This is a genomic window from Cupriavidus sp. 291-E7 (genome assembly GCF_057798835.1).
The window spans coordinates 413,573-428,762 of the sequence record NZ_JBYOJV010000003.1 but is presented as its reverse complement, the minus strand read 5'-3'; the positions used below and the strand labels follow the sequence as shown (position 1 = coordinate 428,762).

General features: G+C 65.6%; 13 protein-coding genes. 1 reads left to right on the top strand and 12 read right to left on the bottom strand.

Annotated elements, in window-relative coordinates; translation table 11 throughout:
- Nucleotides 1-110: 110 nt before the first annotated feature.
- From AC3FLX_RS07925 to AC3FLX_RS07880, 10 genes are all read right to left on the bottom strand, one after another.
- Nucleotides 111-1,121 (bottom strand): D-2-hydroxyacid dehydrogenase, encoded by a 1,011-nt coding sequence (locus AC3FLX_RS07925; RefSeq protein WP_488695377.1) that lies wholly within the window; start codon nucleotides 1,119-1,121, stop codon nucleotides 111-113.
- 8 nt (nucleotides 1,122-1,129) lie between these two features.
- Complete coding sequence (locus tag AC3FLX_RS07920) at nucleotides 1,130-2,047, bottom strand: Bug family tripartite tricarboxylate transporter substrate binding protein (RefSeq protein WP_488695615.1); 918 nt, start codon at nucleotides 2,045-2,047, stop codon at nucleotides 1,130-1,132.
- Nucleotides 2,048-2,197: 150 nt separating this feature from the next.
- Nucleotides 2,198-3,088 (bottom strand): amidohydrolase family protein, encoded by an 891-nt coding sequence (locus AC3FLX_RS07915; protein ID WP_488695375.1) that lies wholly within the window; start codon nucleotides 3,086-3,088, stop codon nucleotides 2,198-2,200.
- Between the two features lie 9 nt (nucleotides 3,089-3,097).
- Complete coding sequence (locus AC3FLX_RS07910; RefSeq protein WP_488695373.1) at nucleotides 3,098-4,072, bottom strand: Bug family tripartite tricarboxylate transporter substrate binding protein; 975 nt, start codon at nucleotides 4,070-4,072, stop codon at nucleotides 3,098-3,100.
- A gap of 251 nt (nucleotides 4,073-4,323) precedes the next feature.
- Complete coding sequence (locus tag AC3FLX_RS07905) at nucleotides 4,324-5,112, bottom strand: class II aldolase/adducin family protein (RefSeq protein ID WP_488695372.1); 789 nt, start codon at nucleotides 5,110-5,112, stop codon at nucleotides 4,324-4,326.
- 43 nt (nucleotides 5,113-5,155) lie between these two features.
- Entirely contained in the window at nucleotides 5,156-6,328 is a 1,173-nt protein-coding gene (gene tcuB, locus AC3FLX_RS07900) for a tricarballylate utilization 4Fe-4S protein TcuB (RefSeq protein ID WP_488695370.1), read from the bottom strand.
- Nucleotides 6,315-7,745 carry an FAD-dependent tricarballylate dehydrogenase TcuA gene (tcuA, locus tag AC3FLX_RS07895; protein WP_488695368.1) on the bottom strand — a complete coding sequence of 477 codons (1,431 nt, stop codon included), beginning with the start codon at nucleotides 7,743-7,745 and terminating at the stop codon, nucleotides 6,315-6,317. Before tcuA ends, tcuB begins: the two co-directional genes overlap by 14 nt.
- 182 nt (nucleotides 7,746-7,927) lie before the next feature.
- On the bottom strand, nucleotides 7,928-9,382 hold the full coding sequence (locus AC3FLX_RS07890; RefSeq protein ID WP_488695366.1) for an N-acyl-D-amino-acid deacylase family protein: 1,455 nt from the start codon (nucleotides 9,380-9,382) through the stop codon (nucleotides 7,928-7,930).
- Nucleotides 9,383-9,398: 16 nt separating this feature from the next.
- Nucleotides 9,399-10,481, bottom strand: coding sequence for an asparaginase (locus AC3FLX_RS07885; RefSeq protein ID WP_488695364.1), 1,083 nt, complete (start codon nucleotides 10,479-10,481; stop codon nucleotides 9,399-9,401).
- A gap of 30 nt (nucleotides 10,482-10,511) precedes the next feature.
- Nucleotides 10,512-11,501 carry a Bug family tripartite tricarboxylate transporter substrate binding protein gene (locus AC3FLX_RS07880; protein ID WP_488695362.1) on the bottom strand — a complete coding sequence of 330 codons (990 nt, stop codon included), beginning with the start codon at nucleotides 11,499-11,501 and terminating at the stop codon, nucleotides 10,512-10,514.
- 161 nt (nucleotides 11,502-11,662) lie between these two features.
- Between AC3FLX_RS07880 and AC3FLX_RS07875 the strand changes: the two genes are divergently transcribed.
- Nucleotides 11,663-12,562, top strand: coding sequence for a LysR substrate-binding domain-containing protein (locus AC3FLX_RS07875; protein ID WP_488695360.1), 900 nt, complete (start codon nucleotides 11,663-11,665; stop codon nucleotides 12,560-12,562).
- 19 nt (nucleotides 12,563-12,581) lie between these two features.
- On the opposite strand, the gene AC3FLX_RS07870 is transcribed toward AC3FLX_RS07875, so the two are convergent.
- Entirely contained in the window at nucleotides 12,582-13,202 is a 621-nt protein-coding gene (locus tag AC3FLX_RS07870; protein ID WP_488695614.1) for a GntR family transcriptional regulator, read from the bottom strand.
- A gap of 183 nt (nucleotides 13,203-13,385) precedes the next feature.
- Nucleotides 13,386-15,170 carry an IlvD/Edd family dehydratase gene (locus AC3FLX_RS07865; RefSeq protein WP_488695358.1) on the bottom strand — a complete coding sequence of 595 codons (1,785 nt, stop codon included), beginning with the start codon at nucleotides 15,168-15,170 and terminating at the stop codon, nucleotides 13,386-13,388.
- Nucleotides 15,171-15,190 lie beyond the last annotated feature (20 nt).

Below are 15,190 nucleotides of genomic sequence, written 5' to 3'. Positions count from 1 at the left end.
TGAACGGTCAGGACTCTGGGGTGTTTATTGTCCCCACGATGACCTGCGATCGGGCTACGGAAAGTTCAGCAATTGCATGCGGAAATTTCCGCAACCGGGTTATCTATCGATCACTCTGACTTGTTCCGCAGCACTTCACCACCGGTCCAGCGCCGCAGGTTGTCCAGAAAGATGTCGACCACGCGCATGGCGTTGCCATCCGAAAAGCCCGCGCTATGGGGCGTTGCGATGACGTTGGGCAGCGACCAGATCGGCGACGTGGCGGCCAGTGGCTCATGCGCGAACACGTCCAGGTAGGCACCGCCCAGGTGGCCCGCCTGCAAGGCGTCGATCAATGCCGGCTCATCCACCACCTCGCCACGCGCCACGTTCACCAGCCGTGCGCCCGCAGGCAGCCGCTGCAGCGCCGCCCGGCTCACCAGCCCGCGCGTGAGGTCGGTCAGCGGACATGCCAGGATCAGCCAGTCGGTGCGCGGCAACACCGCATCGAACTGGTCGAACGTCAACATTTCGATCCCGGCCTCCGCCGCCGCGGCACGCTGCCGGACGACGCTCACCGTCAGGCCCAGCACCTGAAGCACCGCGCCGATCTGTTGCCCGATCGGCCCCCATCCGACAATCGTGGCACGCTGCCCCTGCAGATCGCGTGGCAGGCCGCTGCCGATCAGCGGCGCCCAACGGCATTCGCGCTGCGCGTCGATCAACTGCGGCAGATGGCGTGCCAGGGCCAGCAGCCCTGCCAGCGCAGTTTGTGCCACCACGCCCGCGTTGGCGCCCGACGATGTGGTCACCGTCACGCCGCGCTGACGCAGTTGCCCATATATCGCCCGATCCGCACCCGCCGAATGCGCGTGCGCCCAGCGTAGCGACGGCGCCTCCAGCATCGCCGTGTAGAAGCGCTGCGTGGCGGGCAGGATCTCGTGCTTGGTGGAAAGCCCGGTCACATCGCGCGACACAAAAGCCACGTCGGCATCCACGGCACGTGGATCGTCGATATCGGGCACCACCACCGGCTGCCAGGCGCGGCCGGTCTTTGCGGCATCGATCACCGCATCGATGGCCGCGCGGTGCGCCTGCAATGCGGCGGCGGACAGCAGGATACGCAGGGTCTCTTGAGCCATGAGGGTGTTCAATCCACGGTGGCGCCGGAGGCTTTCACCACGGCCTTCCACTTGACGTATTCCTTGCGCGCGAAGTCACCAAACTGTTTCGGCGATCCCCCGACCGGGTCCGCCCCTTCGCGGATCATCTGCGCCTGCAGCGACGGCAGTGCGTCGTTGACGGCCTGGTTGACCTTCGTGATCACATCCTGCGGCGTGCCCTTGGGCGCGAAGAAACCGAACCACGAGCCGGCCTCGAAGCCCGGAAACCCCTTCTCCGCCACGGTGGGCAGGTCCGGCAGCGAACGTGAGCGCTTGGCACTCGATACGGCCAGGGCGCGCAGCTTGCCGGCCTGGATATGAGACATCACCGACGGGATCGTCGCGAACATGAACTGGATGCGTCCGGACAGCAAGTCATTCAGCGCATCGGCACCCTTGTACGGAATATGCGTGGCCTGCGTGCCGATACGTTCGGTCAGCATGAAGCCCGACAGATGCGACGACGTGCCCACGCCCGTGGAGCTGTAGTTGAGCTTGCCCGGATTCGCCTTGGCGTACGCCACGAACTCTTCGAAGTTCTTCACCGGCAGCGACGGATGCACCACCAGCACGTTGGGTACATCGGCGATCTGCACGACGGGCACGAGGTCCGTCAGCGGATCGTAATTGAGCTTCTTGTAGAGCGTCTGGTTGATGGAGATCGGGCCTACCGAATTCACCAGCAGCGTGTATCCGTCGGCCGGCGCACGCACCACGAACTCCGTGCCGATGTTGCCACCGGCACCGGGACGGTTGTCCACCACGAACGATTGCTTGAAGCGCTGCGCCAGTTGCTGACTCACGCTGCGCGCCAGCATGTCGGTGGTGCCCCCGGCGGTGAAAGCCACCACCACGCGCACAGGCTTGGCGGGATAGTCTTCCGCTTTCGCGGCGGGTGCCAGCATCAGGCCGGCCGTCAGCGCGCACGCCAACAGCCAGGGCGCGGCACTTTTACGGGCGGCGATTCGCAACGCAAATTTGGGGGCGATGGGGTTCAAGGTCTCTCTCCGTTCCAGTTGTTGTATTTTTCGTTTTTGGCGTGCGCCGTCGGGGCGTCACCCGAAGTCGTACAGTCTGGCGGGATTCGCCACCAGCACACGCTGACGATCGGCTTCGTCGGGCAGCCAGCGCGCCAGCAGGTTGAACAGCACGCCGTCGTCGGGCATCTGCGCCGCCTCGAAGTAGTTGATGTGCGGCCAGTCCGATCCCCAGACGATCTGCTCGGGATTGGCTTTCAGCAGCGCCGCCACAAAGGGATCGACGTCGCGGTATGGCGCACCGGCCGGCTGCAGACGATCCGCGCCAGAGATCTTGGTCCAGGCCACGCCATCGGCCAGCAGCGCGCATAGCGCCTGAAACCCCGCATCGCCCACGCCGCGCGACGTGGCCATGCGACCCATATGGTCGATGACCAGCGGCAAGCCGAGCGCCCTCAGACGCGGTCCAAGCGTCACGAGGTCCGGCGCATGGATCCAGATCTGCGCATGCCAGCCGCGAGCCTTCAGGCGCGGCGCCAGCGCTTCGAGCACGTCGATGCCTACGCCATTGCGATACACCGCATGGCCGTCGAGCTGGTACAGGTTGATGCGCACGCCGCGCACGCCGGCCTCGTGCCATGCATCGAGCTCGGCATCGGTCGTATCGGGTGCCGGCACCGCGATGCCGCGCAGGCGCGTCGGGTACTGGCGCAGCGCGTCGGTCACCACGCTGTTGTCGGTGCCACTGGCGCTGGCCGTGACGAGCACGCCGCGCGTCAGCCCCAGTTCGTCGAGATGGGCGATAAAGGCGTCGGCCGGATGTTCGGCGGGCGTGTAGCTGCGATCACCGGCCAGCGGATACCGCGCAAACGGGCCGAACACGTGGGCGTGGCTGTCACAGGCGCCCGCTGGCGCACGGAACGTGACAGGCGTGATGGATGCGAGCGGCGGCAGGCAAGGACGTGTCATGTTTCCCCCTTATTCCGCGGCCTTGAGCCGGCCTGCCGCAGCCAGCGCCTGCGCGCGTTCATCTTCCTTCTGCAGCGAAGACAACAGCTCCTGCGGCGACGACGCCTGTGCCACGCTGCCAACGTTCTGCAGGCGGCTCTTGACGCTGCCTTCTGCCAGCGCCTTGCGCAGCGCGGCGTTGATCGCATCCACGACCTTGGCCGGTGTGCCGGCCGGCGCCAGCAGGCCCGTGGCCGTGGTGGCTTCGAAATTTGCCAGGCCCGACTCGCGCAGCGTCGGCACCTTCGGCAGTGCCGCATCGCGCTCGCGCGACATCACCGCCAGTGCGCGCAGCGCGCCGGACTGGATATGCGGCGCGGAGCTGGTCAACTGGTCCACCACCATATCGATCTGCCCGCCCATCAGGTCCACCAGCGCCGGGGCCGAGCCCTTGTATGGCACCTGGTTGAGCCGGATCTTCGCGGCATCCTCAAGTTGCAGCAGCGCCATGTGATTGGTCGTGCCGGGTCCGGCGTGGCCCGCCGCCAGCTTGCCGGGATTGGCGCGCGCATAGCTCAGCAGCGCCCCGACATCCTTGAAGCGCGTATCGCCGCCTTTGACGACGATTACCAGCGCGGTCGTCGACACCAGCCCCACCGGGCTGAAGCTCGCCAGCTTGAAGTTCGTGCGCGTCATCTTCGGCAGCACCACCACCGCGTTGGGCGTGGTCACCAGCAACGTGCTGCCATCGGGTTCGGCTCGTGCCACCGCCGAAGCGCCGATCACACCACCGGCGCCGGGGCGGTTATCGACGATCACGTTGCGGCCAAGATTCTGTTCCAGCGCGGGGGCGATGGCGCGCGCCACCACATCGAGATTGCCGCCGGGGGCGAACGGCACGATCAGTGTCACGGGCTTGTTGGACAGCCCCTGGGCGCGGGCGCCGATGACATAGGGGGCGGCGCCAAGCGCAAGGACCTGCGCCAGCATACGTCTGCGATTCATTTGTCTACTCCAACCTGCAAAATCGGGGGCTTTCTTCGGTATTGGATTTTTGCTTTCTTGCTTTCTTGCTTTTTTGCTCCCCTTGCCCACTCGTGGGAAAGGGTTGGGGAAGAGGGCCCGAGGTTCTGCTTGCCGCAAATCTCGAATGGAATGGCCCTGCGCTCTCCCCCGCCCTTCTTCCGCACGCGGGAGAAGGGAGAGAACCGGCGGAACGGTCAGCGCCGTCTTTGTCGCCGGTCTCGTCGGGCGCTTCAGTCCCGATAACTCGGGTCCAGCCGGTCCAGCTTGCGCAGCAACGCGGGCCATTCCATCAGGCCATACGGACGGCGCGTGCCGGGCTGGTAGTTATTCCAGGTTTCTTCGAGCACATCGGCCGACACCTTCTGCAGCGGCGTGTTGCACGACATGGCCGCCACCTGCGAGCGGCAGGCCAGTTCCAGCCGGTGCATCCAGTTGAAGGCTTCGCCGACGGAATTGCCGACGGTCAGCGCGCCGTGGTTACGCAGGATCAGCGCCTCGCCACGGCCCAGGTCCGCGATCAGCGACTCTTGCTCGGCCGTATCCAGCACCACGCCCTGATAGTCGTGGTAGCCGATCTTGAGAAAGCGCATGGCCGTCTGCGTGATTGGCAGCAGTCCGCATTCCAGCGACGACACGGCCATCGATGCCCAGCTATGGGTGTGAATCACACAGGCCACTTCGGGGCGCGCATGGTGCACGGCGCTGTGAATCACGTAGCCGGCCTTGTTGATGCCGTAGTTCAGCGCGCCGAAATCGGGCTTCGACAAAATCTTGCCGTCGTGGTCCACCTTGATCAGGCACGATGCCGTGATCTCCTCGTACATCATGCCGTACGGGTTGATCAGGAAGGCGTCCTCCTCGTCGGGCACGCGCACGGAGATGTGGTTGGCCATCATGTCCGCCATACCGTACAGCTCGACCAGCCGGTAGCACGCAGCCAGGTCCACGCGCGCCTGCCATTCCGCCTCGCTGCACTGGCTGCGCATCGACGGGATGTTCAGCACACCGGGTTTCGTCATGATCTGTCTCCTTGGTGGATTCCGTGTTTCGATTCAATTCAATTCAGTCCGAGCCGAGCGCGAGATCGCTGGGCCGGCGTTTTTCGATGTGGTACTTCAGCAATGCCGCGCTGCGATAGATGCCGTGCGCGAACTTGCCGTAGGGCAGCGTCAGGAACAGCGCCATCACGATACCCAGGTGCACGGCCAGCAATGCCGCCATCGCGCCGGTATCGCGGAAGCCCAGCAGCAACAGCCCACTGGCGCTGGTCAGGAACAGCAGCGCGATAAAGCCACGGTCCATCGGCTTCTGGCTGGTGTCCGTCGTCCGTTCGTCGCGCTTGAGGTTCAGCCAGAGCAGGCCAGCCGGCCCCACGAGCAGGCCGATGCCGCCCGCGATACCCAGCAGCACCGGCAGGCTGGTCACCGGATACGGCGCATGCAGGTCCAGCAGGTAGTGGTAAAGAGTGGCCACGGCCGTTGCCGCAAAGCACAGCATGAAGCCATAGAACGTGAAATGGTGGAAGCGGCGGCGCAGCAGCGTGAATGCATCGTCATCGTTGTTGCAGCCCTGGCCATGACCACCGTCCAGGTACTTCAGCTTCAGCGCATCGTGTACCGCGCTGCCGGTTGCGGCGCCGCGCTCGTCGCCATTGCGCGTGCCGGGCGTGACGCGGCGCCAGAAGCGCGTCACGCCAATCCCAAGCGCCCCGCAGGCAAACAGGAAGACCACGCCGAACATCGCCGCCAGCAGGTTGTGCGGGAAGATCGCGTAGAAGTTGCCAGCCAGCGGCTCATGCAAGAGCGTGCCGCGCATGGCCAGCACCATCAGCAGGAACAGCGCGAGGCCGCCGGCCAGCGCCAGTGCCATCGTGGTGCCCGCGCGCCGGTACAGTCCGCCCAATGCCGCCGGGAATGCGTAGTCGCCGTAGGTCTGCACACGGACCTTGGCCATCGCCTGCGGGATATTCACCGCGAACTCGTGCGGCGGCGCGTACTGGCAGGCGTGATAACAGGCGCCGCAGTTGTGGCACAGGTTGGCCAGGTAATGAATGTCCGCCTTGGGGAATTCCAGGCGGCGCGTCATCGCCGGAAACACGGCACAGAAGCCCTCGCAATAGCGGCAGGCGTTGCAGATCTGCAGGGTGCGGGCCACTTCGGCCTCGTCGGTGGTCAACGGCAGCGCGCCATTGGCCAGCGCCGCCGCCTCGCGCGTCAGCGCTTCAAGATGTTGCATATTCCTTTTCCCGTGATGCCTTTGGTGCCGCTGCCATGCGAACGGCAGCCTTTGCCGCCTGGGTGCCCGCGATGCGGCCGAACGCCGTGCCGATGGCCATCCCCACGCCGGCGGTGTAGCCCTTGCCCAGCACGTTACCGGCCATCATTTCGCCGGCCACGTACAGGTTCGGGCTCGGCTCGCCGTCAAAATGCACCGCCGATTCGTCGTTCACCTTCAGGCCCAGGTAGGTGAAGGTGATGCCGGGACGCAGCGCATAGCCGTAGAACGGCGCCGTGTCGATCGGCCGCGCCCAGTGCGTCTTGCCCGGCGTCACGCCCTCGGTGTGGCAGTCATCGAGCACCGTATGGTCGAACTTGCCGACGCGGCATGCGGCGTTGTATTCGTTGATCGTGCGCATGAACGTGGCCTCGTCCAGCCCAAGCTTGCGCGCCAGTTCAGGCAGCGTGTCGGCCTTGACGCCCGGAAACACCGGCGGCATGAAACGGCCGACGGCCTTGGCGTCGATGATCGAGTAGCCGATCTGCTGCGGCTGCTGCGCCACCAGCCGGCCCCAGATGGCGTAGCGCTTGGGCCAGAAGTCTTCGCCTTCGTCGTAGAAGCGCTCGGCATTGGCATTGAGCACCACGCCCAGCGATACACAGTCGATGCGCGTGCAGATGCCGCCGTCATAGAGCGGCGCGCGCGCGTCGATGGCCACGCAGTGCGACTGCGACGGATCACCGATTGCATCGGCGCCCGCGTCGATCATGTACTTGAGCAGCACGCCCATGTTGTAGCGCGTGCCACGAATCAGGAAGTTGTCAGCCGGCCATTCGCCGCGCTCGTTCTGGCCCCAGGCATCGCGCAGCCATTCGCGGTTCGATTCGAACCCGCCAGCGGCCAGCACGCAGGCGCGCGCCTCGATACGTTCGCTGCCGATACGCGCCGCCACAAAGCGGCCGCCGTCCAGTTCGATCGCGTCGACCGGTGCGTTGTAGCGGATCTGCACGCCCAGGCGCTCGGCGCTGCGGAAGTACGCATTGACCAGCGCCTTGCCGCCGCCCATGAAGAACGCATTGGTACGCGCCACGTGCAGCGCGCCGGACAGCGGCGGCTGGAAATGAACGCCGTGGCTGCGCATCCAGTCGCGGCAGGTCGACGACGCGCGAATGGCCAGGCGCGCGAGCTTTTCGTCGGTCAGGCCACCGGTGACCTTGAGCAGGTCTTGCCAGTATTCCTCTTCGGGATACGCATCGACCAGCACGTCCTGCGGCGCGTCATGCATGCAGCGCAGGTTGCGGGTATGGGAAGAATTGCCGCCGCGCCATTCGCGCGGCGCGGCTTCGAGCAGCATCACGCTGGCCCCGGCTTCGCGGGCCATCAGCGCTGCGCAGAGGGCGGCATTGCCGCCACCGATTACCAGGACGTCGATCATGCGCGAGCGCCCTGCCTGCTGGGATGATGAGTGGGGATGGACACGACTTTCTATGCCTTCTGTAGTCTGTCCGGCACTCTATCCGCAGGGTGGAACGCTGCTAAGCCCTTGACTGGAATGGGGGTATCACGATTTGTGATGGGGTCCGGGAGAGGCTCCCCGGACCCTGGCCGCGCGCGGCGTTAAGTGGCGCGCCGGTGGCGTAGCACGCTGCCCGCGTGCACGTTCATGGACTGGCCGTCCTGGCAGGCGAGCTGGCCGTTGACGAACACCGCCTTGATGCCGGTGCTCACCGCCGTCGGGTGGTCAAACGTGGCGGAATCGCTCACCGTCTGTGCGTCGAACACGACGATATCGGCGAAATGATTTTCGGCGACGACGCCCCGCCCGGCCAGGCCAAAGCGGCCAGCGCTCAACCCGGTCATCTTGTGCACGGCCGTTTCGAGCGGGAACAGCCCGCGATCGCGCGCATAGTGTCCGAGCACGCGCGGAAAGGTGCCCCAGAGCCGTGGATGCGGACTCACATCGTGCGCCAGGCCATCGGAGCCGACCATCGTCGCCGGATACTGCAGGATGCGGCTCACGTCGTCTTCGTTCATGGCGAAGTAGATGGCACCCGCCGGCTGCAGCGCCTCGGCAAGCGCCTCGGGCGACATGCCCCGCTCCCGGGCCAATGCAAACAGCGACTGGCCGGCCGCGCTGGGATCGGCCTTCGACCACGTCACGCGAACGTCGTCGGACTGGGCGATACGCGCCGGCAGCAGCATGGTCGACGATGCGTTGTACGGGTAGCAGTCCAGGCAGACCGACTGGTTCCTGCCAGCGGCTTCGATCATGGCCAGCGTTTCCACGGATCGCCCGTGATTGGCCTTGCCGACCAGCTTGTGATGGGACAGCACCGTCTCGATGCCGAGCGCGTGGCCGATCCGCAGCGCCTCGGTCAATGCGTCGACGATGGCGTCGCCCTCATCCCGGATATGCATCGTGATGATGCCCTGGGCATCGGTCAGCGGCGCACCCACCGCGATCACTTCGGCGGTGTCCGCCGCCCTTGCCGGCGGGTAGTAAAGCCCGGTGGACATGCCGATGGCGCCCGCCGCCAGCGCCTCGGCAAGATCGGCCGCCATCAGCCGCTGCTCGCTCGCCGTGGCGGCCCGGTCGAGCCGGTCCATGCGCCTTACCCGCAGCGTCGAATGCCCGACGAGGCAGGCGGCATTGACCGCCGGGCCGGACGCCTCCAGATCGTCCAGATAGTCGCCAAAACGCTCGTATCGCCAGGCGCCTGTCCCAAGCAGGTCGAGCGGCGCGGGCGGCGTCCCGGCCGATTGCAGTGGCGCCAGGCTGATCCCGCAATTGCCGGTGATGACCGTCGTCACGCCTTGCGACAGCTTTGGATGCGGCCCCTCCGGTGCATCAAGCAGAAGCCGGTCATCGTGCGTATGCACGTCGATAAAGCCGGGGGCGACGACGTGGCCGGACGCATCGAAGCGTCTGGCGGCGGGAACATCCGCCAGGTCGCCAAGCCGAACGATGCGGTCTCCGGCGATACCCACGTCCATGCGGCGACGGGGTGCGCCAGTGCCGTCGATGACGGTGCCGCCTTCGATAATCAGATCCAGCGTCGTAGTCGTTGTCATACGCTTGCTCCGGCGTTCATTGTTGCGCGAAGAACTCGGATATCTGCCCCAGGTCTTTGGTCCGGGTCAGCGCCAGCATCAACAGGATGCGTGCCTTCTGCGCCGACAGGCTGCCCGTGGCCATGCTGCCCGATACCTTCGGCGTCACGATGCCGCTCACCGCGCGCGAGCTTCGGACGACTGGAATCCCCTTGCTGCCGAACTCCCGAATCAGCGCCTCATGATCGGGACTGGCGTTGCCGTTGCCGGTGAACCCGATGACCACGCCCTGCGCGCCCTCCTTCACCGCATCGCGCACGAGCTGCATTTCCTGCCCCTGGTAGCGATAGACCAGTTCCACCTGCGGCAGCTTGGTAACCGAGGACACGTCGAAGTACAGCTCGCCCTTGGCGCGTGCCGGCTCGAAGTAATAAAGCACGCGCTCGCCGGCAATGACACCAAGGTAGCCTTGCTCCAGCGCGCCCATCGTGTCGACGTTCAGCGTGTTCATCTTGGTCACGTACCGTGCCGCGCTGATGCGGTCGTTCATCACGACCATCACGCCACGGTCGCGCGAGCCTGGATCGGCCGCCACCATGACGGCGTCTAGCAGGTTGACCGGGCCATCCGCGCTGAGCGAAGTGGCAGGCCGCATCGATCCGGTGATGACAATCGGCTTGCTCGACCGCGTGGCGAGGCTCAGGAAATAGGCCGTTTCCTCCATCGTGTCGGTGCCGTGCGTGACGACGACGCCCGCCACATCGGGTTCCGCCAGCACGGCGTTCACCCGTTTGGCAAGGTTGAGAATGTTTTCGCTGGTAATGACGTTGCTGCCGACGTTGACGATCTGCTCGGCCCGCACGTTGGCGTAGTCATGAATCTGCGGCACTGCCTTCAGGAGCGAATCGACGCCCGCCAGTGCGCCGCTGTAGTTGGCCATGTCCGTAGGTGAGCGCGTGGCACTGACGATCGTGCCACCGGTGGCGAGGATGACAACGCCAGGCTTGCGGGCATTGCCGGACGGCTCAGGCTGGCCTTTGGCCTGTTGGGCGGATACGGGCAGTGCGAACAGCGGCGTCAGTGCGAGCCACACCAGGCATGCGCGAATGGAAGTCTTCATGATGCGTTTCTGAGGGGGAAGTTTGAAAGGTCAGTCCACTTGCGCGCCGGAGCGCTTGATGACGCCAGCCCAAAGCGGGGTTTCGCGCGCCACGCGCTCGGTCAGCCGTGCGGGCGGGCCGGTCAGCGTCTCGAAGCCGATGGCGGCGTAGCGGTCGCGCACCGCCGCCTTGGCCAGACTGGCATTGATGGCGCTGTTCAGCCGCGCGATGATTTCGGGCGGCGTTTTGGCGGGTGCCACGATGCCGCCCCAGGCCACGATGTCGTAACCGGGCACGCCCGATTCGGCCAGCGTCGGAATATCGGGGAACAAGCCGCTGCGCTGCGCACCGGTCACCGCCAGTGCCTTGAGCCGGCCCGCCTTGATGTGCGGCGAAATCGAGCTGAGGTTGTCGAACATCAGGTCGACCTGTCCGCCCATCAGGTCCTGAATTGCTTGCGGACTGCCGCGATAGGGCACGTGGGTCATCGACGTGCCGGTCATGCTCTTGAACAGTTCCCCGCTCAGGTGCCCGGTCGTGCCATTGCCGGCCGACCCCATCGTCAGCGTGCCGGGCTTGGCCTTGGCCAGCGCGATCAGCGCCTGGACACTGTTCACGCCCAGGTCCTTGCGCACCACCAATGCGTTTTGGACATAGCCAAGCAAGGCCACCGGTACGAGCTGCTTGTCCGGATCGTAGGGCAGCTTCCGGAACAGCGACTTGTTGATGGCGAGCGTGCCGACGTTGCCGTAACCGATCGTGTAGCCATCCGCGGCGGCGTTGACCAGATCGACCATGCCGACGTTGCCAGCCCCGCCCGGCTTGTTATCGACGATGAACGACTGCCCCAGGGACACCGAAAGCTCTTCGGCCAGAATTCGGCATACGGCGTCCGGCGAGCCGCCGGCGGCGGACGGCACGACGAGCCGGACCGGCCGCGCGGGCCAGGCGGCGGCCCGTGACAGGCCCGGCAGGCCCAGTGATGCGGCGGCGAGCCCCAGCTTCATCATCTCGCGCCGTGTGATGCGTCTCGTGGTCATTGGCCTTTCTCCTGCCTCTCTTTTGTCGTGGGAAATACCCCTGTGTCCGAAAGATCGTAGATTCGCAAGCGCCGTTGGACAAACCATGTTTCCTGGGGCTAGCATGAGGTTTCCTCATGGATATCCGCCCCCGAGATCCAGCTGACCAGCGCCCCTGCCCCATGAACTTCCACGTACGCGCCCCCTCCACGATGTCCCTGCTGTGCCTGGAAGCCAGCGCCCGGCTGCATTCGTTCACGGCGGCTGCCAGGGAGCTGCGGCTCACGCAGGGGGCGGTCAGCCGGCAGATCCAGACGCTGGAAGACAGGCTCGGCGTCAAGCTGTTCACGCGCCGGCGCGACGCGCTGGTGTTGACCGACGCCGGCCGCTATTACCTGAACGAGATTGCGCCGCTGCTGCAACGGCTGGAACGCGCGACGGCCAACGTGATGGCGCTGAAGGGCCGAGGCGGAACGCTTTCGCTATCGGCCGGCGCATCGGTCGGCACCTATTGGCTGATTCCGCGCCTGCCCGGTTTCACGAGAGACCACGGTGAAATCACGCTGAATCTCGGCACGCGCGTCGGGCCGGTGGACTTCCGCACCACGGCCGTGGACGCATCGCTGGAGTTTGGCGACGGCCAGCGCGAAGGACTCCACAATGAATTCGTGCTGCCGTTGATGCTGTCGCCCTACGCCGCACCGGAATGGATCCGCAGGCATGGCAAGACGATCGGCCCCGATACGCCTCGCGCGGCGCTGATTCACCATCAAACCTTGCCAGACGCATGGGATGAATGGTTCAAGCTCGAAGGCATTGACGGCGACGCCACGCGCGAGGGTCCGCGCTACGAGATCATGTCGATGGCGCTGAACGCATCGGTCGCTGGGATGGGTGTTGCGCTGCTGCCGCCCTATATGGCCGACGACATGCTTGCGCTCGGACGATTGAAACGGCTTTCCCGCCGGACATGGCGGCACCCGAAGGGCTACTACCTGGTGTATCCCGATGAATCGGCACAACTGCCGGCGCTGCAGGTCTTCCGGCAGTGGCTCAAGGACCAGGCCAAGGGGACCTTGTAAGCACCGCGCCCATGCGGCGCTACAGCCGGAATTGCTGCGCGTTCAGGTAGGCATCGCGCGATGGCTGCAAGTGATCGGCGCATAGCCTCACCAGCGCGTCGACATCGCCATTGCGCAGCGCTTCGATCATCTGCCAGTGCTCGTTCCGCGCGCGTTCACGATATTCGGCCGAGACCAGCGAAGCAAAGCGGATCGGGTGCGTCTGCCGCGCAAACTCCGCAATGGCTTTCTGGAGCGTCTGGTTGCTGCAGAGGCTAAACAGTTCGCGATGGAATGCCAGGTTGACGCGAAACACCGTGCGGGCGTCGCCCGCCGCCACGGCGGCGTCGTGCTGCCGTTGAATGGCGATCAGGTGCTCCAGACGGGATGGCACGAGCTGCAGATCGATGCGCCGCGCCGCTTCCGTCTCCAGCATCGTGCGCACCTCGTACAGCTCCTTGACCTCCTGCACCGAGAACGAGCGCACCAGCGCGCCCACATTCTTGCGCCGCTCGATAAGCCCCATGCGATCGAGCACGGCCAGCGCGTCTCTGACGACGTGCCGCTTCACGTTGAAGCGGACCATCAGGTCATCTTCAACCAGCCGCTCACGCGGATGAAGCCGGCCGAAGACGATGTCCTCTTCCAGCGCGGCGACCATGCCGCTCAGGGAGTCCTGGGATGCGAAGGCGATGTCGTCGCCGGTTTCAGGGGCCGCGCTAGGCAGGTCGGGGCTGGGCATCAGGGAATTCGCGCCGGAACGAGCGTCGGGCGCGTGGTGACTAGTCGGAATGAAAGCCGTCATTTTGACCCATTTTCTGATGCCCAGGACGCCCCTCGGCACTTACGCGCCGCTGCCGGGCACCTTGCCCCGGTTTTCCACGGCGCGCAGGAAGTCGAAGTCCACGCCCTGGTCCGCCTGATTCACCGTGGTCAGGAACAGCTTCCGGTAGCCACGGTCGGCGGTCGGCTCCACCACCGGCCGCTCCGCCGCGCGCCGTGCCAGTTCTTCGTCGCTGACATGCAGTTGCAGTGAACGGCCCGATACCGACAGGCTGATGCGGTCGCCGTTGCGCACATGGGCCAGCGGGCCGCCAATCGCCGCTTCCGGCGTGACGTGCAGCACGATTGTGCCGAACGCCGTGCCGCTCATGCGCCCGTCGGAAATCCGGACGATGTCCTTTACCCCGGCGCGGGCCAGTTTGCGCGGAATCGGGATATAGCCGGCCTCGGGCATGCCGGGCGCCCCCTTGGGACCGATGTTCTTCAACACCAGGATGTCATCCGCCGTGACGTCAAGGTCGTCGCTGTCGATGCGGTTGGCCAGATCCTCGGCGTTTTCGAACACCACGGCGCGCCCCTCATGCTCCATCAGCTTCGGATGGGCCGCCGACTGCTTGATGATCGCGCCGCCCGGTGCCAGGTTGCCCTGCAACACCGCGATGCCGCCTTGCGGATAGATGGGGTTCTCGCGCGAACGCACTACGTCCTGCGCAAAGCCCGGACCCGCGCGCTCGATCTCTTCCCCGAGCGTGCGGCCGGTGACCGTCATGGCGTCGAGGTTCAGCAGCGGCTTCAGTTCGCGCAACAGCGTGGCCATGCCCCCGGCGTGGTGGAAGTCTTCCATGTAGTGGTCGCCGGACGGCTTCAGATCCAGCAGCACCGGGGTATCGCGGCCCATGCGGTCCAGCGCGGCGAGGTCGATGTCGTAACCCATACGCCCGGCGATAGCGGCCAGATGCACGATGCCGTTGGTCGATCCACCAATCGCCAGCAGCACCCGCATGGCGTTTTCGAAGGCGGCGGGCGTCAGGATTTTGTCGATCGTCAGCCGCTCCTTGGCAATCCGCACCGCTTCCGTGCCGGTCTGCTCGGCCACGCGGATGCGGTCCGCCGTCACGGCGGGCGGCGATGCACCGCCAGGCACGGTCATGCCGAGTGCCTCGGCAATGCACGCCATCGTGCTGGCCGTGCCCATGACCGAACAGGTGCCGACGCTGGCCACGAGCTGATTGTTGACGTCGGCAATCTCCTCGGCATCGATCTCCTCCGCGCGGAACTTGCCCCAGTAGCGGCGGCAATCGGTACAGGCGCCAACACGTTCGCTGCGGTGCGAGCCGGTCAGCATCGAGCCGGTGATCAGCTGGATGGCGGGAATGGCCGCCGACGCGGCACCCATCAGTTGCGCGGGCACGGTCTTGTCGCAACCGCCGATCAGCACGACGGCGTCCATCGGCTGCGCCCGGATCATCTCCTCGGTGTCCATCGACATGAGGTTTCGCAGATACATGCTGGTCGGCGCCGAAAAGCTCTCGTGGATCGAGATGGTCGGAAAGTCCATCGGCAGGCCACCCGCCAGCATGATCCCGCGCTTCACGGCCTCGATCAGTTGCGGGGCATTGCCATGACACGGGTTGTACGCGCTGCCCGTGTTGACGATGCCGATCACCGGACGATCGAGCGCCGAATCGGTGTAGCCCGCCCCCTTGATGAATGCCTTGCGCAGGAACAGCGAAAAACCCCGGTCCCCGTAGTTGGTCAGGCCTTTGGAAATCCCGGTGGCGGCGGCTTCGGGGGCGATGTCATGGCGCGGCGCGGCGCCCTTCGGGTTCTGTTCTTTGTCGGACATGGATTCTTCCTGCTGGATCG